Source organism: Rhizobium sp. R634, assembly GCF_002211305.1.
Classification (GTDB): domain Bacteria; phylum Pseudomonadota; class Alphaproteobacteria; order Rhizobiales; family Rhizobiaceae; genus Rhizobium.
In genome coordinates, this window is record NZ_LOKW01000023.1 from 93890 (window position 1) to 113941 (window position 20052).

Genomic DNA, 20052 nt, shown 5'->3' on the forward strand with positions numbered 1-20052 from the left:
CACCACGACGACGACATGTTCGCAGCCTTCACGTGGCCGAGATGACGTCACCGCTTTCCACTGAAAACAAGGACATCGCGGTTTGATCGATGTCAGCGGTGAAAGTTGTGCCGGCTGCGGCAGCGCCGGTTCTGGAGTTATTCCTCCGCAAGTTCGCGAGACAATTTGAAAACCTGAACATGCTATCAGACAATCTGTTGACAGACAATCCTCAGTCGCGCAGCCTCGTGTCGTCATTGATGATTCGATGTCTCCATCGGAGGCGGATCCCGATTGATGAAGCTTCTTCACCGCCTATGGACAAGGATGGACCACGATGGACAGGCTGTTGTCCCGTTTCCGGCTACAGACAAAAGTAATCATTTTCGTACTGCCTTTCATAATCAGCATTTGCGCGGTGGGATTTTTGGGGCACTACGCCGCGGGTCTCCTACAAAGCCGCCTGGAAACCTCGAGCCAGGTGATGCAGGTGCTCTCGGGTTTCCGTGACGTCTCCGCCTCGATGAGAGAGTTTCTCGATGAGGCGTCGGAAGAAAGGCGCGATCGCGTGAAGGCTGACCTGCTCGCCCAGCAATCGCATCTGCAAGCTTTAGTGACGAATGCCGGAGCTACGGGGGAAAGCGAAGGCCTCCTGTCGGCAAACGCGATTATGCGGGACGTGGTGGACAATTTTGGCTCTCTCTGGAGCATCCATGAAAGCGAAGAGCAACTGATAACCTCGATCGCCAATCATTCTGAATCGCTGGTTTGGTCGCAGGATGAAATGCTCAGGCTAGCTGACGAGTTGAGGAAGTCCGGCGAGCAGTCCGAGGGCGCCGCCAAATCGATGTTGCGCGATGCCGACAGGGTGACAGGCTATGCAACCTTCTTCCTTGATTTTGCCGCGGGCTACCAATCCGCCGGAACGACCGAGCTGAAACTCGAATATTTGCGCGGCAAAGTGGGCGAGTTGCGTCGAAGCGCCCGAAATCTGCGGGCTTCCTTGCCGTCGGACGCTACAAAACTGTCGAGCTCGGTCGACGGCGCGGTGAAAAGCGTAACAGAAATTCTGTCGCAGGGCGCCGCATCGGACAACGCCGTAGGCCTCGACACCGCAATGTCCGCGTTCAAGGAAATCTCCGTCGGGATTAACGCGGTGGCGAACCAGCAAACAAAGAAAGCAATCGTCGAGTTCGCAGGTCTCGACCAACGTTTGGCCAAGATCAGCAGCGCCTTGGACGGCAGCCGAAGACTTTCGGACTCCAGCTATCTCATCAGGATACACCTTGCGCGCTTCATAGCCGACCCTACCGAACAAAACCGCGCGCAACTCATCCAGAACTTCGACAGAACGAAGAAGGAGATATTGGACATCTGGAGTGCCGCTTCCGATCTCGACCTTTTCAAGGCAGTCCAGAATACGGTCCCTCCGGCGGTAGAGGGTATGACGCAGGACAGTGCGAAGCTCGTCGAGATCTCGGAAGTCAGGCGTGCGCAATATAGGCAAACGACAGACCAGTTGAACACCATATGGGGCCACCTCACGACGTTTGCCGACGCCCAGCGTGCCAGGGCCATCGAAGAGACGGCCCGTGCGAACGGCATTGCCCTCATCACGATATTTGCAGGCGTCCTCGTCGCGCTTCTCGCTGGCTTCGGGATGATTGCGACTTTCAAGAAACCTGTCGTCCGGTTGACCGACGACATGCGGCGTTTGTCCGAAGGGGACCTTGACATAGAGATCGGCGGTTCTGAGCGCGCTGATGAGCTCGGAGAAATGGCCCGGGCACTCTGTGTCTTCAGGGAGAATGCCGTAAGGAAAATCGAGATCGAGAACGACGCGGATCGTCAACGATCAGCTTCCGAAGCTGAACGTCGGCACAACGAGGCGGAGAAAGCCCAGATCGACAAACAGATCGGCGACGCCGTCGACAGTCTTGCCGCTGGGCTGGAGAGGTTATCCAACGGTGATGTTTCGAGCACGATCGATCAACCGTTCTCCGGGCGGCTGGAACAGTTGCGAAAAGACTTCAACAATTCGTTGCTGCGCTTGCAGGCGACGATGTCGGAACTTCGCGGCAACATCGTGCTCATTCGGCAAAATGCAGACAATCTCAGCAGTGGCGCCGATGATCTCTCCCGCCGCAGCGAGCGCCAAGCCGCGTCGTTGGAGGAGACAGCGGCTGCGGTTCATCAACTCACCGCGACGGTGCATTCGTCGACAGAGCAGGCGCAGGCCGCAGCCCGGCTTGTAAAGGAAACCAAGCAGGCCGCGGATGCGTCTGCTTCAGTGGTCACGAACGCGGTCGACGCTATGGGCCGAATAGAAGCGGCTTCCGGGCGCATTTCGCAAATCATCGGCGTAATCGACGAGATCGCTTTCCAGACCAATCTCCTGGCACTCAATGCCGGCGTCGAGGCCGCGAGAGCAGGAGAAGCCGGGCAGGGTTTCGCGGTCGTCGCCCAAGAAGTCCGGGAACTTGCCCAGCGGTCGGCTCTAGCCGCCCAGGAAATCAAGGGACTCATCGCAAGATCGACCGAGGAAGTCGCCTCGGGATCGCGATTGGTGAACGAGGCGGGCAGGGTGCTCATTGCAATATCGTCGAATGTTGCCGGAATTTCCGAAAGGGTTGAGCTTATCGCTGCGGCAAGCAGGGACCAGGCGGCTTCGCTTATCGAAGTGAACCAGGCCGTCGGCGAGATCGATGACAGCACCCAGCGAAACGCTGCCATCGCCGAGCAAGCCCACGCCGCCACTCAGGAACTCACAAAGGAGACCCAGCGACTGATGCAGCAGATAGAACAGTTCAACATCGGCAGGCCGAGGGGTCACATGCTTTCGATCGTTTCCTGACGACAGACTATCATCAATATTCTGTTGACAGATTTTCATACAATCTGTCAAATGGTACAGCCAATCTGGGAGGATATCCGGCGTGCTCAATGACCAAGCGCATCAGACTAAGTTGCCCTATTTCTATCCGTTCAAGTTCGGAACCGGCGAAATAACGGTGCTTTCGGACGGACCGTTGGAATTGGGCGACCCGCGGGAGAATTTTCTCGGAGTCGACGCGGCCACAGTGACGGAAATGCTCGACAGGAACTTCCTGTCCAGTTCGTCGGTAACCCTCGAGCAGAACATCCCGCTGGTCAAAATTAACGGAAAGACCATCCTGTTCGACACCGGGATGGGGACGTCGAAGATTTTCGGGCCGACGACCGGCCGCTTGCTGAAAAGCATGCAGGAGGCAGGCATCGACCCCTTGGAAGTCGATGCCGTGGTGTTGTCCCACGCACACATCGACCACACCGGCGGACTTTGCGATCAGGACGGCAAGCTTAATTTTCCGAACGCGGAGATCTTCATAAGCGAAAGCGACTTCGATGACTGGACCGACGGAGGCAAGCTTGATGCCGGTTTCAAGGCTCAGGTGGAAAATGCCCGGAGAAACCTTCTTCCACACCGTGATCGGATAGCGCATTTCGTGGACGGTCAGGAGTTCCTGCCGGGCGTGCAAGCGGTGCACGCTCCAGGCCACACCTTGGGCCACTTTTGCTTCCTCATGCAGTCTGACAACGATCGGCTCTGCTTCCTCGGCGATCTCACCCATCATCATATCCTGCTGATGGAACGCCCGTGGATGGAGTTCAAGTACGACACCGATCCCAAGCTCTCGGCGCGCTCGCGCACCCGGGTGCTGGATATGCTCGCGACAGACCGCATACCAGTGATGTCCTATCACTTTGCGTGGCCCGGGCTCGGCAACGTCGCCCGGGAGCGGGAAGGCTTCCGCTACGTACCCGCCGCCATGCAGATGCTCTCGAGATAGGAATACACGACAATGCAGATGAAATCCGTCATTCTCCGAGAGTCAGGGCTTCCCAAGCCGTATGCAAGTTCGCGACCTCTCAGTGTCGAGACCGTCGATCTGACGCCTCCGGGCAATCTTGAGGTCCTGGTCAAAATCAAGGCCGCTGGTGTGTGCCACTCCGACCTGTCGGCGATAAACGGCGACCGGCCCCGCCCGCTGCCTGTCGCGTTGGGGCATGAAGCATCCGGCATCGTCGAAGAAATCGGACCCGGTGTCGATACAGTGAAGGTTGGCGATCACGTCGTGATGTCGTTCCTGCCGATCTGCGGACACTGCGATTACTGCGCGGGAGGACGCGCTAGCCTCTGTGAGCCTGGCTATCGCGCAAACGCCGCCGGGACATTGTTGAACGGTAGCAAGCATATCCGTCTTCGCGGCTACGATATCAACCATCACAGCGGCGTATCGGCGTTTTCGGAATACGCGATCGTGTCGGCGCACTCGGTCGTCAAGATCACCAAAGATGTGGACGTCACGATGGCGGCCCTGTTCGGATGCGCCGTCATGACAGGCGTCGGTGCGGTCGTAAACACGTGTGGCGTGAAGCCGGGACAGTCGGTCGCCGTCATCGGCCTTGGGGGCGTGGGCTTGTCGGCGGTCCTCGGAGCGGTGGCCAGCGGAGCAAGCGAGATCGTCGCCATCGATTTGATGCCGGAAAAGCTTGAGCTGGCTAGGTCGCTGGGCGCGACGCGTACCTTCCTGGCAACCTCGCCGGATGTGGTCGGCGAGGTCAAGGAAGCGACACGCGGGGGAGTGGACTACGCCATCGAGATGGCAGGGTCGAGCAAAGCGTTCGAAACCGCTTATGGCATTACGCGGCGCGGCGGCACGACAGCCACAGCGGGTCTGGCGAACGTGAACACCAAATTCGAGATCTCGCCGCTTCCTCTTGTCGGGGAAGAACGCATCATCAAAGGCAGCTACATGGGGTCCTGCGTGCCTTCGCGCGATATTCCCCGTTATATCGACCTGTTCCTCAAAGGCAGGTTGCCCGTGGAGAGACTGCTGTCGAGCACTGGCCCGCTTGAGGAAATCAACGAGGCCTTCGACCGGTTAGACCGTGGCGAGGTGATCCGGCATCTGCTGGTTCCCTGAGCCTGCGGAAGGAGCGAGAATTTGAACGACTGGAAAGTCCTGGCGATACATTACGGCACTGCGGTTCGGCCCGTTAGCGAACTCGGCCTGGAAGCAGGAGATCCCCACGACGCCCCGGGCAGGATCGAGTATTTCGTCTGGTTGATCCGCCATGGTGAACGTCTGATCCTGGTTGACACCGGGTTTAGCCCGCAGGAGGCTGAAAGGCGCGGGAGGACCATGTTGATCCATCCGGTCGAGGCGCTTCGCCAGCTCGGGATTTCCGCATCGTCCATTACCGACGTCGTTATCACGCATCTCCACTATGATCACGCGGGAAACCTTGTGGACTTCCCCAAAGCCCTGTTCCACTTGCAGGATCGGGAGATGGCCTACGGTACAGGACGATGCATGTGCCATGATCGTCTTCGGCGTCCCTTCGCAGTGGACGCCGTCGTTGATGCGGTCCGCCTGACGTTTTCCGGCAGAATGCGCTTCCACGACGGGAACGGCGAGATTATGGAGGGACTCACCATCCATCTCGTCGGCGGTCATTCCAAAGGCCTTCAGGTCGTGAGGCTGGACGATGGCGATGAAGTCGTCGTCATCGCATCGGACGCACTCCATTTTCAACGCTATCTGGAGCATGACGACGTCTTTCCGCTTTTTGCCGATTACGCCGACGTACTGGAGGGATACCGAACGCTCCGTGAACTATCAGGACCGTCCGGCTTACTTGTTCCAGGCCATGATCCCGCAGTCCTGACGGGTTTTCCATCGCTGTCACCCGATCTCGCTTTTGCAAAGGTTCTACGGTAATGGGGACGCGTGGAATGTCCGGTAAGAGATAAAGCTGAGGCGTTCTTCGCTTTTGTCAGACAATCGGGTTGTCTCACCAGGATAACCCACCATATAGTACCATGACTTGCACGGCCGCTTTCGGCCTTGGTAAAACGGACTTTTGGATCCAATGGGTGATATGGATTTACAGATTGCACGACAGAGTGCCACATTGCGCACTCAGGTAGAAGATAAACTGCGGCAGGCGATATCAAGCGGCCGTTTCAAGCCGGGTCAGCGCCTCGTTGAGCGAGAACTCTGCGAGTCGATCGGTGTAGGACGGACATCAATCCGCGAGGCGCTTCGACAACTCGAGGCCGAGGGCCTCATTACCAGCTATCCGCACCGCGGTCCCGTCGTCAGCACTATCACTTACGAAGAAGCCGCTCAGCTCTACAGCGTCAGGGCTTTGCTAGAGAGCTATGCCGGAAAGGAATTCGCTGAAAACGGAACCGCCCAGGATATCCATACACTCAATGAGGCGGTTGCTGAGTTTGCGGAAGCGGCGGCAAGCGGCGGTGGGAGCAGGCTCATCAAGGCGAAAACCGCGTTTTACGATTGCCTGATGCAAGGGAGTGGAAACGTCTTCGTCAAGCAAATGCTGACATCGCTCCACAATCGGGTGACTCTTCTGCGCATGACGTCGATGACGCAGCCGGGGCGCTTGAACCACAGTGTGGAAGAGATAAAGGAGATCGCTGCGGCCATTACTGACCGAAACGGAGCGAAAGCCGCCGCAGCCTGCAAGTACCACATCGACATGGCGGCTAAGGTCGCACTGGACTACCTTCGTAAAACCTCCGAAAACGACGGCGATTAAAGGAAGCGGCAACAGCCGGTATTGACAGATTGTCTGATAATCTGCTTATTCGAAGTCATGGCGCTGCCGACGCGTGCGGCCTGGCGCTCGTTCGAACAGGGAGGTTGCTTTGGGCACTTTTAATGAATTGCGGTCCCGCATGGCGGAGGCTCTTGGGGATCCGGAATTGCCCCGGCTCACTCCGGACCTGACAATGGACATCGCCTTCTACGTCGGCGATCAGGTGATCGCCCTCAATTTCGCTGAAGGCGGCGCGGCGATCTGGGGGGAAAGCGATGACCCCCAGGTGACAGTGAGGGCCACTGCAGACGCCTGGGAGCAGCTTCTGATGACGCCGCCGCCCGCCACCTTTCATTCCTTCACGGCGTTACAGCTTGCAAACCCTCTCTTCGAGATCGCCGGCTCACCGCTCGCCCTCGCGAAAGCACGCCCGGCTCTGGAACGGGTGATTGAGCTCGTCGTAACGTCCCCCGAGATGAAAGCGGAGCATGCGCAACGCGACCTGCGTCAAATCCGGGGGCAGTATGCCGTCGTCGATATCGATGACGTCCCCCATGAAATATATTACGAAGAAGCAGGCGAGGGGGTGCCGGTCCTGTTTCTCCACACCGCCGGAGCGGATAGCCGCCAATTCTTGCCTCAGCTGGCGGACACCGAGCTTGCGAAAAACTACAGGCTGATCGCGGTTGACCTACCATTCCACGGTCGGTCCATGCCGCCGCTGACATGGGATGGCGCACCCTACAAGCTCACGGCATCGCTGTACCTGAAATGGTGCACGGCCATACTCGAACAGGTGGTTCGCGAAAAGGCGATTGTCGCGGGTGGGTCCATGGGCGCGGCAATGTCGCTGGTTCTCGCCGCGGAACGGCCGGAGCATGTCCTCGGGATCGTGGCGATCGAGCCACCTTTCCGCTCCAAGGGACGCCGGAACCCATACCAGCACAACGTAAACGTACACGGCTCACTTCATAACTCGGCGTATGTCAGAGGGATCATGAGCCCACTCAGCCCCGCAGGGGACCGCAGGAGGTCAAGCTGGATCTATTCGCAGGGAGCACCCGGAGTTTACCCAGGCGATCTTTCCTTCTACAGCGACGAGTTCGACGGAGCAGTGACAACTCCCCGGATTGACCCGTCGCGCACCCCGGTGGCGCTGCTCTCGGGCGACTATGACTACTCAGCCACTCCGACGGATGGGGCCAGGCTCGCCGAACTTATTCCGGGATGCCTCCACCTCGTCATGGATGGGCTGGGTCATTTCCCCATGTGCGAACACCCGAATTTCTTTCGGAGCTATCTTGTAAAAGGGCTCGAGTTCGTACGGCAAGCCGCGCGCTAAGCGGTCGCAGTGACTCTGGTCGCTCGGTGCAACACGCCGGGCGATCAAATTTGAAAGTGGGCGGGCGCCTACCGAGGCTTCGCAATTGGCGTCCCGGCGATGACACAGCCGGCATCGGGGGCGGCATCCTCACGCTCCCGAGAAATTCCGGTAAGAAATTGGAAAAATTCCCGCGATATCTGAGTGAAGGATCAGGCGCGGCGATGCGTTTAAAAAATGCCGTAGCGGCGCCTCATCGCAGGGTCCTGATCACGCAGCCTTGCGCGTGATCTCTATCTTCCCGCCGCGGCCTCTGTGTTTCCGACATGTAGTTGCCACAGTAAAGGTGCCTCCCCTTGGTCAAGAAGGAGGCACCCATCAGCACCCATGTGCTTTAGCGCACCAAGTGGTTCCCGATCGACGATCCTCCGTCGACGGTGAGAGTGCTTCCGGTCGCAAACCGCGAGCGGTCCGAAGCTAGAAAAAGCATCGCCTCGGCGATCTCTTCCGGGTCGCCCATCCGGTGCAGGGCTGCACGGGCGTTGAAGTCTTCCCGCAGGGCTTGCGGGTCTGCCGCTTCGGCGAAAATCTTGGTGAAATAGGGAGAGTCGATCGTTCCGGGGGCGACAGCGTTGACGCGGATCCCGTCTTTTGCGTGGTCCAGTGCCATGGCTCTCGTGAGTGCCGAGATCGCGCCTTTCGACGCCACGTAGGCCGTGCGGTTAGCGATGGCTGACACGGCCGTGTATGAGGTCGTGTTAATAATGGATCCGCTGCCCTGTTCCGCCATGATGGGAACCACGTATTTCGAGCATAGGAATATCCCCTTCACGTTCACCGCCATGATCCGGTCCCAGTCGGATTCGGCGATGGTCGTGACGTTTCCGGTCATTCCGAACCCCGCGTTGTTGACGAGAACGTCGATACGCCCCCATTTTTCCTTAACTGACCTAACCATCGCCTCTACTTCGGCGGACAAAGACACATCGGCCTTTAACGCGATCGCACCTGTCCCCATTTCTCGCGCGACGTCTCGTGCGGCATCGATGTTGACGTCGACGACGCCAACCTTAGCGCCCTGGCGCGCAAACAGTTCAGCTGTAGCGCGCCCGATCCCGCTGCCAGCCCCCGTCACCACACATACTTTCGATTCCAGATCCATAATCGTCTCCTCTTTCGCTGTATCGAGAAAACATTTTCGCAGACAATCTGTCAATGACGAATAAAACGTGTTGACAGATTGTCTGCTAATCTGCTTATCTTGGCTATCAAATGACTTGGGGAGGTAACCATGGCTGGTGCTGAAATAGCAGCGCAAGCGGCGTTCAAGACCGCTTTGCGCCGGTTCACATCGACAATTTGCCTGATCACAACGGAATGGGAAGGTGCCCGTTACGGAATGGCTGCAACCGCCGTCCAGTCGGTGACGGCTGACCCGCCGACCCTCCTGGTTTGCATCAACCAATCTGCTTCGATCAGCGGCCCACTCAAGCTTACGGGAAAATTCGCGGTCAACATGCTGCATCTTAGCCATGCGCCTTTGGTTCCGCTGTTTAGTGGAAAACTGAAGGGAGAGGAGAGGTTCGCGCATGGTGAGTGGATCACGGCTGGCGGCGTTCCCATCCTCGGCGACGCCCAGGCCGCATTCGTCTGCAGCCTCAACTCCGCAGTCTCCGTCGGCACCCATGATGTCGTTCTAGGGGAAGTTATCGAGGCCCGGTTTATCGAGAATATTGCCCCGCTCCTCTACGAGGACGGGAAATTGGTTAGATCGGCAGCGCTGATCGATGCTGCCGCCTGAAACGTTTGGCCGAGCTTTTTCGGCCTATCACATCCACCAGCCTTTCGGCCGATAATGAGGAGTTTGATCCGTGACTATTGCCACCGATGTGAAATCGCAAGTGAATGGGCGTCCCGTCAGTGAACGGTTCGAAAAGGGTCTGCAGACCCGTCGGGAGGTTCTCGGCGGTGCATATGTCGACGCTTCGGTAAACAAGGCGACCGAGTTCAACTGGCCGATGCAGGAGCTTGTCACCGAGTATTGCTGGAACGAGATCTGGAACAGGCCCGGCCTCGACCGCCGTTCACGCAGCCTTCTCAATCTGGGCATGATTTCCGCCCTTAACCGCCCCCACGAGTTGAAGCTGCACGTTCGCGGCGCGATCAATAACGGCCTCAGCAAGGACGAGCTTCGTGAAGTTTTCCTTCAGGTCGCGATCTATTGCGGCGTGCCCGCGGCGATCGACAGCTTCCGCGTCGCACAGGAAGTCTTCGAGGACATGGGCATCTAATCGGTGCCCCGACCTTCGGGCCGGGAACAGACCAACTCTGTGGAGGAGACTTCAATATGACGACCAGCGATGATTTCCGCGCCGCCGGAAACCCGATGTTTAACAGCAACAAGCTGAAGCTTGGCGTATTTGGAACAAATTGTTCGAGCGCATGCGCCATCACCACCGCGGAATCAACGTTCGAACCGACTTTCGAACATAATGTCGAAATTGCCAAAAAGCTCGAAGCGGCTGGGTGGGAATGCATGGTGCCGATCGCCCGGTGGCGCGGTTTCGGCGGGCCGACGAACTTCAACGGCGTGAACATGGACACGTTCACCTGGGCCGCGGCCCTGGCTGCCGTGACCACGAAGCTGCAATTTTTCTCGACGACGCATATCCCGACCCTGAACCCGATCGTCGCGACGAAGATGGCGACGACGATCGACAATATTTCGAAGGGCCGATACGGCCTGAACCTGGTGACGGGTTGGTTTACCCCGGAAATGGAGATGTTCGGCGTTCCGATGATGGAACACGACACCCGCTACGAATATGCCACGGAATGGATGGAAATCGTTGACACCTTGTGGAAGAAGAACGGTGTCACCTATGACGGCCAGTTCCTCAAGGTGAAAGACGCGTTCAGCGAGCCGAAGCCCTATAACAAGGAGACGGGCCGCCCGGTCCTCATCTGCGCCGGCTCCTCGGGCAAGGGCCTGCACTTCACCGCGAAGTTCTGCGACTTCAACTTCGGCTTCATGCAGGACATGGAATCGGGCGCAGCCTGGGTGAAGAAGGTGAAGGAACTGGCTCGCGAGGAATACAAGCGCGAACTCGGAACCTTCACCGCGTGCCCGGTCGTCGTTCGCGAGACCGAAAAGGAAGCCCAGGACTACTATGACTACTACGTGAACCAGAAGGGCGATTGGGAAGCCTGCGAAAACATCTGCGAGGTTCTCCAGGTTCAGTCACAGAACCACTCGGCGGAGATGTACCAGAAGTTCAAGGAGCGCTTTATCGCTGGCTGGGGCGGCTACCCGATCGTCGGAACGCCGGAACAGGTCGCCGACAAGCTCGTCGCGTTGAGCAATACGGGCGTCGACGGCGCGCTTCTCACAATGGTCGACTACAACGAAGAACTGCCGTTCTTCAACGACCGCGTCATGCCCCTGCTGAAACAGGCTGGCCTCAGGAACTGACCGTTCCGCGGGCGGCTAAGCCGCCCGCCACCGATCCGAAATCGAAACACGTTTCACCAATTCCGTGGCTCGACGCCAACGGCGTCGACTGCTGTAGCGGATGTACGAAGGGGAGGAGACCCTACACATGCTGAAGAAGGTTTACACCGCATTGAGCGTGATCATCGGGCTAGGCCTGATGACCACCGCCGCATTCGCGGACGGATTAGACTCGCTACCACCGGACCAGAAGCAGCTTTACCAGCTCGTGGACCCGGCAATTCCCCTCGGCGGTACGCCGCTCAAGGATTTTGTGGCGAAGCGGCCGCCGCCGTGGAAAATCGGCTACGCGTCCACTTATGCCGGCAACACGTGGCGTGCCCAGATCCTCACTGAAATGAACGAGGTTCTGCTTCCCAAATACAAGGAGGCTGGACTGGTATCTGACCTTGTCGTCACGCAGTCCGACCTGAAGGACGCGACGCAAATCCAGCAGATGCGCCAGATGGTCGACGACGGCGTCGATGCCATCATCATCTGCTGCTCGAACGTGACGGCCATCAACCAGACCATCGAATACGCGCATTCCAAGGGCGTCCCGGTTTTCTCCTTCTCGGGTTACGTGACATCGCCCTACGCGATCAATGCGACCGAAAACAACACCCAGGGCGGTTACACGGCCGCGAAATGGCTGGCGGAGGAAATCGGCGGTAAGGGCAACGTCCTGACGGTTTCAGGCATCCCGGGCTTCGCATCGTCCGACAGCTTCAATGTCGGTGCCAAGAAGGCGTTCGACGAGTATAAGGACATCACCGTCGTGGGCGATGTCGCTGGCAAGTGGACCGATCAGGTCGCCCAGGTCGAAGTCCAGAAATTCCTCGCGACCAACCCTACCGAAATCGCAGGTATCCTGGTCCAGTCGGCGTCGGAAAACGGTGTCGTCAACGCGGTCCAGCAGTCCGGGCGCGACATGATGCCAATCGTCCTCGGCGGCGAGGCGTCGGCGGCGTGCTACTGGCGCAACAATCCCGACTTCATCAGCCAGAGCTTCCATTTCTGGCCGCCGCGGGCCGATGCTCGCCTGGTGTGGGACGTGATGATGAGGACACTCCAAGGCCAGGGGCCGAAGATCCAGTCGATCCTGCGACCGGCTCTTCCCTACACGATCGACGATGTGAAGGAAGCAATTCCGGAAGATTGCGATCCGAACTCCACGGCGTGGATCGAGCCCAAGGGCGACGCATGGTGGCCCGCGGACGTAGCAGCACAGTACTTCGAGCGCCCGGAAGATCCGCTGGCCTGGCGCCCGAAGAAGTAATCGACGACCTCCCAAGTTGTCCAGCGACCTCCGCGCCGGCTTCATCCGTCGGCGCGGAGGACCTACGATAAGGAGCCAGAAGTTGGAATTCCACAAGATACAGCGTTTGCCTCCTTACGTCTTCGACCAGGTGAACCGTCTCAAGTCCAGCGCGCGCGCGGCCGGAGTCGACATCATCGATCTTGGAATGGGCAATCCCGATCTTCCCACGCCAAGCTGGGTTGTGGACAAGCTATGCGAAGCGGTGCAGCATCCGCGCACGCACCGCTATTCGGCTTCCAAGGGCATTATCGGGCTTCGCCGCGCCAAGGCTGCGTATTACGCCCGCCGGTTTAATGTGAAGCTTGATCCGGATACCCAGGTTGTTGCAACGCTCGGGTCCAAGGAGGGGTTTGCGAACATGGCGCAGGCCATAACCGCCCCCGGGGATGTCATTCTCTGTCCGAACCCTTCCTATCCGATTCATACGTTCGGATTTGTCATGGCAGGGGGCGTGATAAGGTCGGTACCGGTCGAGCCGGATGAGACCTTCTTCCAAGCTCTCGAAATGGCGGTGCGGCATTCGGTACCGAAGCCTCTGGCGCTCATCATAAGCTACCCGTCGAACCCCACCGCTCGCGTCGCGACGCTCGACTTCTATAAGGACGTCATCGCCTTCGCGAAGAAGCACGATCTCATCGTTCTGTCGGATATCGCCTACGCTGAAATCTATTTCGACGGTCCGCCGCCGCCGTCTGTTCTCGAAGTCCCCGGCGCGATCGACGTGGCCGTCGAGTTCTCCTCGATGTCGAAGACATTCTCTATGCCCGGTTGGCGCGTTGGGTTTGCGGTGGGCAACGAACGCCTCATCCGGGCGTTGACGCGCGTGAAATCGTACCTGGACTACGGAGCATTTACGCCAATCCAAGTCGCCGCCGCTCATGCCCTAAACTCGGACGGGGAGGACGCCGCGCGGGCCCGAGACATTTACAAGACGCGCAGAGATACACTGGTGAAGACCTTTGCCGATGCCGGTTTCGACGTTCCAGCTCCTGCGGCGACGATGTTCGCATGGGCTAAGATACCTCCGGATTTCCGACACCTTGGCTCGCTGGAGTTTTCGAAACTCGTGCTCGAGAAGGCACAGGTCGCGATTTCGCCTGGTATCGGTTTCGGCGAGATGGGTGACGAATTCGTACGGCTGGCTCTCGTGGAGAATGAAGACAGAATCCGGCAGGCTGCACGGAACCTGAAGCGGTGGCTTTCCGCGAGCGCGCGACCGCCACAACTCGATAAAGCAATGAAAGGATTTTGAAGATGCCGATCCTCGGATCTTGCCAATGTAAAGCGGTCCAGTACGAAGTGTCGGAACTGGACGGCCCGATGTGGAACTGCTTCTGCCAGACGTGCAGAAAGTCCCATGCGGCCGATCATAACACTGCCGCCAAGGTGAAGAGTGAGAACTTTAATCTGATTTCCGGCGATGACGTCCTTCACAGCTTTGAGTCGACGCCTGGAAAACTGAGGTGGTTCTGCTCACGGTGTGGTTCGCACGTTTATGCCGAACGGCCTGCCAACCCGGAGATGAAGGTGCTGCGGGCAGGCACTTTTGACACTGATCCTGGTTCAGTTCCTATGTCCAACGTCTGGCTGTCCCACGCCACGCCGTGGCTTGCCCACGACCCCGCGAAGGAAAACTTCGAAGAATTCCCGTGATCCTTTCACGGTTGCGCGCCCCTATGGGCTGATCGACAATGAGTGCGGTTTGCCCGGGCACGCCCGTGAAGGGGCTAACTCGAGTGGCACTTGCCGCGTTCGAAGCGTGGAGGTTGGGCTGTGACGTATCCCCCAATTGAAACGGTCGCCTTCATCGGAGTGGGTGCGATGGTAATTCCCATGACCGGACACCTTCAACAGCGCTTTGGTCTTGGCTTGATAGCGGAGGCCGCCAGATCGCTTCCGATCTGGCGGACGAGTTCCGGTTGAGAACCACTGACCGGACGTCAGGTGCGTGCCAACGCGCTTTCGCAAATATCGGGGCGTCTAGCGACCATATCATCGTGATTTCATCGAAACCAACTCGACATCCCGACAAGGGCATGACGTCTCTATTGACAGATTAGCAGACAATCTGTCATTCTGAAGTTCGCCGGGTGAGTACTCGGAGCATTCAAAGACGGCAGTCACAATCCAGCAAGAGGCCGGGCATCGGATGCCCTGGCGCGATTTGCTGCTGCCTAAAGGGAGGATGGGCATGACGAATGACGTCGCCGTAAGCATGACGGCCGTTGCCAAATCGTTTGGCGAAACGAAGGCTTTGAAGAAATGCGATTTTGTCGCCAGGGCAGGAGAGGTGCACGCGATCGTTGGCGAGAATGGCAGCGGCAAGAGCACCATGGCGAAGATCATGTCCGGCGTTATCGCTGCCGATGGAGGATCTGTCCTAATCCTTGGCAAGTCCATCACCTCGCCAGTCGATGCCAAAGAGGTTGGTCTCGCTACGATCTTCCAGGAAGTCCTTGTCGCCGATGAGGCAAGTGTCCTCGACAACCTTTTCGTGGGAAGCGAGGACCTGTTCTCGCTTCGGAAATCCTCCAAGGAACGTGGAAGCGTTGCGCAAAGCCTTCTGGACCGCCTGGTCGGAAAGCATATCGATCTCAGGCAGAACGTCGGTGATCTTCCGCTCAGCATCAAGCAATGGATCGTTATCGCCCGCGCCGTCCTGAGGAAACCCAAGGTCTTGATCCTGGACGAGTCCTCGGCTGCACTCGATCTCGACGCGACCGTCCGGCTCCACGAAGAGATCGATCGGCTCCGGTCCGAGGGGTGCGCGGTAATCATCGTCACGCACCGCATCGCTGAGCTCGTCCGTATCGCCGACCGGGCGACAATACTGAGAGACGGTTTCACCGTCGGTGTCCTTGAGAAATCCGAGATCACCGAGGCGAACCTCCTCCGCATGATGACCCCTCAAGACCGCCAGATTTCCGCCGCCGCTTCAACGTCTGCAGCGGGCCTGTCGGGTGATCGCAAGGAGGTTCTTTCCGTGCATGGCGCGCGCCCCCAAGAGGCATCGCAACCCTTCGACTTCGTCCTTCCGCAGGGATCTATCGTGGGCGTTGCGGGTCTGGACGGCCAGGGCCAGGACGCGTTCGTGCGACTGGTCGCCAGGATTATGTCGCCGTTCGGAGGGGAGGTCCGGATCCTGGATCGGGAAAGCACCGGTCTCGTCAAAGTCAGCACGCTCGACGACGCCGCGAATAAGGGCATTGTGTACGTATCCGGAGACCGGAAGCGGGAAGGAATTTTCCCACAGCAGAGCATTTTCGAGAACCTCGCCATCGGTATCTACCAAAAGAACCTGGGGCCGTTCGGTGTCATCAGGCGTAAAAGGCTGAAGCAGACGTTTGCCCGGGAGGTCGAGCGGCTCCGCGTCAAGATCGGGCACCCGGACAACCGCATTACGTCCCTTTCCGGGGGTAACCAGCAGAAGGTCCTGATCGGTCGTGCCTTCGCCAATGATCCCAGAGTGATCGTTCTTAACGACCCTGCTCGAGGCGTGGACCTCAACACCAAACGCGACCTGTATCGCGAGCTTCGGCTGTTTGCCGAAGGTGGCGGCTCGGTAATCTACCTTTCAAGCGAGATCGAAGAGTTTCTCGGTTTCGCCGATCGCGTTGATGTCTTTCACAAAGGGAGCATCCATCGTTCCCTCGACGGCCCCGACATCAACGAAGAAACCATTCTCGCTGCAATGTTCGGCCGCTCGGTTGCCGACACCATGGAATTCTCCAAAGAGAGAAAGGCACACTGATGTCGCAACGTTTTGGATTTCCTGCGCTCGACAGGTCGCTGACCGTACCGCTCGTTCTTTTCGGAGTGTTGCTCGTCGCCGCAGCCGTGCTCTCGCCGCGGCTGTTCACCGCAACCGGAATGGGCGGAGCAATCATCGTCGCAGCACCTTTGATCCTCACGACGCTGGCCCTGACACCGATCGTGATGGCAGGCCGCGGTTCGGTCGACCTTTCCGTTGGCCCGCTGATGGGTTTCGTGAACGTCACCCTGATCGGCTGGCTCTCAGCAAGGGGTTACACGTCTCCGCTCGCAGTGATTTGCTGGGTGGTGGCAGTCGGCGCACTGTATCAGTTGCTGCAGGCGCTCATCATCATCTACGTCCGGGTCGCCCCCATCATCGTCACGCTCTCCAGCTTCCTCGTCCTTTCAGGCTTGAACCTCATGGTCATGTCAAGGCCGGGCGGCGTTGCGCCGGACTGGATGATGACGTGGGGAGCAGGAACGACGATCTTATCTCCGGTGCTGATCATCGTCTTGGCGGCGTTGGCTCTTTGGGCCGTTATGCGCCGGACCACCTTTTACTCCCACCTTCGCATGACAGGCGCTGACGAACGGATGGCCTACACGAGCGGGGTGAAAGTCGACACCGTACGCATCTGCGCCCATCTCCTCGGCGGCGTCTTCGTCGGCCTTGCCGCGCTCAGCTATACGGCATTGATCTCTTCTGGCGATCCTACCCAGGGAAGCAGCTACACGCTCCAGGCGGTTACCGCCCTGGTGCTCGGTGGCGCAAACCTGGCTGGCGGGAGAGGAGGAGCTTTGGGGGCCACGCTTGGTGCGCTGAACATGTTCCTCATCTCGTACCTGCTTTCCGCCTTCAGCTTCGGAAGCGTGACGGGGTTCGTGACGCAAATGGCTTTCGGCCTGATCCTCGTGGCATCGCTCCTCGTCAACGTATTCATGACGGCCCGGCGCACGGCTTTCTAGAGAGGACTGGTAATGACTTCACTCACAACGGAACAGACGATGAGCCAAATCACAGGACGATCGGTAAAGCTTCAGCGCAGCATCGTAATTGGCTTTGGTCTGCTTGCCGCACTTCTCGTGTTGGGTACGATCCTTGTTCCGGGGTTTATCTCGCCCCGTAACGCGCGTTCGATATTGCTGCTTGCCGCTTTCCTGGGGCTTGCATCGTTGGGACAGACGCTATGTGCCATGGTTGGCGCGCTTGATCTCTCCATTCCATATGTCATCGGGGGAGCGAATATTCTCTTCCCAAGCCTGTTGGTCACCGGGATGCCTGCCTGGCTGGCCGTGATAGCGGTCGTTCTCCTGGGAGCAGCAATCGGGCTTGCGAACGGCTTTTTGAGCTTCAAGCTGCAGGGCCAGGCTCTCATCATGTCCCTTGGGGTCGGCTTCGCATTTGTCGGCGCGGTACAACTCTACACCTCCATCGGTTCCGACTACGGCGGAACGGTTTTCGCCCCCGTACCGGACTGGCTCCGCAATATCGCCGCGTTCAACGGGAAGACCTTCGGGCTGCCCCTGCCGCCAGTGGTACTGGTGTGGCTCCTCGTCACGCTCGTCACCATCTGGGCTCTGTATAACACATGGTTCGGCCGCTCCATCTACGCCGTCGGCGGCAGCAGGACTGCAGCGGCACGGCTTGGCATTTCCGAAACCAAGGTCTGGACCAGCATTCACGGTATCAGTGGGGCGATGTCGGCACTGACGGGCGTATTGCTGCTCGGGTTTTCCGGCGGCGGCTTCGTTGGCGTCGGAGACCCATATCTCTTCACCACCGTTGCGGCCGTTGTGATCGGCGGCACCTCGTTGCTCGGTGGCGCAGGCGGATACGGGGCAACCGTTCTCGGGGTACTCGTATTGACGATATTGACGTCCCTGCTGGTCGGGCTCGGCCTCAGCTTTGCCGCGCAACAGGCGATCGTGGGTTTGCTGATCGTGCCGATGGTGGCCGTCTACGCGCGTACCCCGCATATCCGCAACCAGATCTGATCGGAGGGCCGGCAAAATGAAGATTGTCGCGATAACCGGCAATGTCTCGCGCCCCTCCAAGACGCGGGCGCTCGGGGAATACGCACTCTCGAGCGTCTCGCCCGGCCACGGCCGGTATCTCTTTGACCTGGTCGATGTTCTCCCGGTGTTAGGAACCACGCTGTGGCGTTCGGAGGCTCCTGCTGGACTTGCGAACGTTCTTGACGCAATCCAATCTTCAGACGTCCTCGTTGTGGGGACACCGGTCTTCAAGTCCTCGATGACCGGTCTTCTCAAGCATCTTTTCGACCTCTTCGAAATGACAGCCCTGCAGGGTAGACCCGTTTTGATATTCGCAACGGGCAAGGCCGAGGCCCATGGCGAGCATGTCGAGGCTCACCTGCGCTCATTGATGGGCTTCTTCAAAGCCGAGGTTCGCGGTGACTTCATCTATGCGATGGACGGCGACTTCCCGGATTCGGCACCATCTGCGGAACTTCGGGAGCGGGTCGACCGCCAACTCGCACGCACTCTGGGCCATGGTTAGTTCAAGGAGAAGAACATGAAGTTTGCTTCCATCGAGAGCGCGGTTAAAGCAATCGCCGCCGGAGAGATGATCATCGTCGTGGACGACGAAGACCGGGAAAACGAGGGCGACATCCTCGTTGCCGCGGAGAAGGTGACGAACGATCATGTTGCCTTCATGATGCGTTATGCGCGCGGCCTGATCTGCGTTCCCTTGACCGGGGAGCGGTTGGACGAACTGGATATCCCGCTCATGGTGGAGCGCAACTCGGATTCCATGCAGACGGCGTTCACGGTCTCAGTGGACCTGATAGAAGGCGTATCGACCGGTATTTCCGCAGAAGACCGCGCCAAGACCATCAGGGCGCTTGCCAACGCATCGACGATGCCGGAGGAGCTGTCCCGGCCAGGCCACATATTCCCCCTGCGGGCAAACCCGTCGGGTGTTCTCGGACGCCCCGGCCATACGGAAGCCGCGGTGGATTTCGCTCGGCTCGCCGGGCTCGAGCCAGCGGGTGTTATCTGCGAAATCGCCAACGACGACGGCACTATGGCGCGTCTTCCCGAACTCAGCGAATTCGCCGCGCGCCACAACCTTCTCATGGTGACCATCGAAGCCCTGATCGATTATTGCCGCGAGATCGATGAACGCGGCCCTCGTTTAGAGGACGCGGGCGCGGCGGCGGCGCTGTCGAATGTTTCGTATCTGGCAAGCAGACGTACTACATGCCCCCAGCGGGAGAGCGGAACTACTGCGTTCGCAGTCTCTGATACAGCACAAGAAAAGTGCGTTTCGCAGGTGCCAACGGGGGGAACGGACCTTGGGTTCGCTGTGCGATGATTGGGCATGACAAACCGTGACCCGCTTTATCGCCCCCGCCGCTTTCCTGCTGAAATTATTGCGCACGCGGTGTGGCTTTCTTTCCGCTTTGCTTTTGCGCCTGCGGGTGATCGAGGCCATGCTGGCCGGTCCTGGGATCATTGTCTCGCACCAGACGATCCGCCTGTGGGCAGAGTAATTTGGTCATACCTCCGCCAACAACAAGCTTCGATCCTACCACGCTGTAAAACGAGAGTTCATGC

19 protein-coding genes are annotated in these 20052 nt (G+C 58.7%); 18 read left to right on the forward strand and 1 reads right to left on the reverse strand.

What is annotated here, in order from left to right:
• The first annotated feature begins 316 nt into the window (after positions 1-316).
• From ATY77_RS18455 to ATY77_RS18480, 6 genes are all read left to right on the forward strand, one after another.
• Positions 317-2833, forward strand: coding sequence for a methyl-accepting chemotaxis protein (locus ATY77_RS18455; protein ID WP_064843775.1), 2517 nt, complete (start codon positions 317-319; stop codon positions 2831-2833).
• Positions 2834-2915: 82 nt separating this feature from the next.
• The gene (locus ATY77_RS18460; protein WP_040140103.1) at positions 2916-3809 is read left to right on the forward strand and encodes an MBL fold metallo-hydrolase; all 894 of its coding nucleotides are present in this window, start codon (positions 2916-2918) and stop codon (positions 3807-3809) included.
• A 12-nt stretch (positions 3810-3821) separates the two neighbouring features.
• On the forward strand, positions 3822-4946 hold the full coding sequence (locus ATY77_RS18465; protein ID WP_064843773.1) for a zinc-dependent alcohol dehydrogenase family protein: 1125 nt from the start codon (positions 3822-3824) through the stop codon (positions 4944-4946).
• A 21-nt stretch (positions 4947-4967) separates the two neighbouring features.
• Complete coding sequence (locus tag ATY77_RS18470; RefSeq protein WP_064843771.1) at positions 4968-5744, forward strand: N-acyl homoserine lactonase family protein; 777 nt, start codon at positions 4968-4970, stop codon at positions 5742-5744.
• Positions 5745-5895: 151 nt separating this feature from the next.
• The gene (locus tag ATY77_RS18475) at positions 5896-6585 is read left to right on the forward strand and encodes a GntR family transcriptional regulator (protein WP_007636440.1); all 690 of its coding nucleotides are present in this window, start codon (positions 5896-5898) and stop codon (positions 6583-6585) included.
• A gap of 109 nt (positions 6586-6694) precedes the next feature.
• Positions 6695-7927, forward strand: a complete 1233-nt coding sequence (locus ATY77_RS18480; RefSeq protein ID WP_064843770.1) for an alpha/beta hydrolase — start codon at positions 6695-6697, stop codon at positions 7925-7927.
• Between the two features lie 373 nt (positions 7928-8300).
• Here the strand turns inward: ATY77_RS18480 and ATY77_RS18485 are convergent, their stop codons facing one another.
• Positions 8301-9068 carry an SDR family oxidoreductase gene (locus ATY77_RS18485; RefSeq protein ID WP_040114027.1) on the reverse strand — a complete coding sequence of 256 codons (768 nt, stop codon included), beginning with the start codon at positions 9066-9068 and terminating at the stop codon, positions 8301-8303.
• A gap of 129 nt (positions 9069-9197) precedes the next feature.
• Here ATY77_RS18485 and ATY77_RS18490 point away from each other — a divergent pair, with 129 nt between their 5' ends.
• The 12 genes from ATY77_RS18490 to ATY77_RS33465 all read left to right on the forward strand — a co-directional run bounded on the left by ATY77_RS18490 (position 9198) and on the right by ATY77_RS33465 (position 19988).
• On the forward strand, positions 9198-9707 hold the full coding sequence (locus tag ATY77_RS18490) for a flavin reductase family protein (protein WP_064843768.1): 510 nt from the start codon (positions 9198-9200) through the stop codon (positions 9705-9707).
• 70 nt (positions 9708-9777) lie between these two features.
• On the forward strand, positions 9778-10197 hold the full coding sequence (locus ATY77_RS18495; protein ID WP_007636445.1) for a carboxymuconolactone decarboxylase family protein: 420 nt from the start codon (positions 9778-9780) through the stop codon (positions 10195-10197).
• A gap of 56 nt (positions 10198-10253) precedes the next feature.
• Positions 10254-11378: an LLM class flavin-dependent oxidoreductase gene (locus tag ATY77_RS18500; RefSeq protein ID WP_064843766.1), complete on the forward strand. Its 1125-nt coding sequence runs from the start codon at positions 10254-10256 to the stop codon at positions 11376-11378.
• A 127-nt stretch (positions 11379-11505) separates the two neighbouring features.
• Positions 11506-12675, forward strand: a complete 1170-nt coding sequence (locus ATY77_RS18505) for an ABC transporter substrate-binding protein (protein WP_064843764.1) — start codon at positions 11506-11508, stop codon at positions 12673-12675.
• Between the two features lie 67 nt (positions 12676-12742).
• Positions 12743-13969 (forward strand): LL-diaminopimelate aminotransferase, encoded by a 1227-nt coding sequence (locus ATY77_RS18510; protein ID WP_170961509.1) that lies wholly within the window; start codon positions 12743-12745, stop codon positions 13967-13969.
• Positions 13970-13971: 2 nt separating this feature from the next.
• The gene (locus tag ATY77_RS18515) at positions 13972-14370 is read left to right on the forward strand and encodes a GFA family protein (protein ID WP_064843760.1); all 399 of its coding nucleotides are present in this window, start codon (positions 13972-13974) and stop codon (positions 14368-14370) included.
• A gap of 538 nt (positions 14371-14908) precedes the next feature.
• Positions 14909-16468: a sugar ABC transporter ATP-binding protein gene (locus ATY77_RS18520; RefSeq protein WP_064843758.1), complete on the forward strand. Its 1560-nt coding sequence runs from the start codon at positions 14909-14911 to the stop codon at positions 16466-16468.
• Entirely contained in the window at positions 16468-17436 is a 969-nt protein-coding gene (locus ATY77_RS18525; protein WP_064843756.1) for an ABC transporter permease, read from the forward strand. The genes ATY77_RS18520 and ATY77_RS18525 overlap by 1 nt, the downstream gene beginning before the upstream one ends.
• 39 nt (positions 17437-17475) lie before the next feature.
• Positions 17476-18465 (forward strand): ABC transporter permease, encoded by a 990-nt coding sequence (locus tag ATY77_RS18530; protein WP_237359385.1) that lies wholly within the window; start codon positions 17476-17478, stop codon positions 18463-18465.
• A 16-nt stretch (positions 18466-18481) separates the two neighbouring features.
• On the forward strand, positions 18482-18991 hold the full coding sequence (locus ATY77_RS18535; protein ID WP_064843752.1) for an NADPH-dependent FMN reductase: 510 nt from the start codon (positions 18482-18484) through the stop codon (positions 18989-18991).
• 15 nt (positions 18992-19006) lie between these two features.
• A complete protein-coding gene (gene ribB, locus ATY77_RS18540) occupies positions 19007-19810 on the forward strand; it encodes a 3,4-dihydroxy-2-butanone-4-phosphate synthase (protein ID WP_081284273.1) in 804 nt (267 codons plus the stop codon).
• A 16-nt stretch (positions 19811-19826) separates the two neighbouring features.
• Positions 19827-19988 carry a hypothetical protein gene (locus ATY77_RS33465; protein ID WP_310865685.1) on the forward strand — a complete coding sequence of 54 codons (162 nt, stop codon included), beginning with the start codon at positions 19827-19829 and terminating at the stop codon, positions 19986-19988.
• Positions 19989-20052 lie beyond the last annotated feature (64 nt).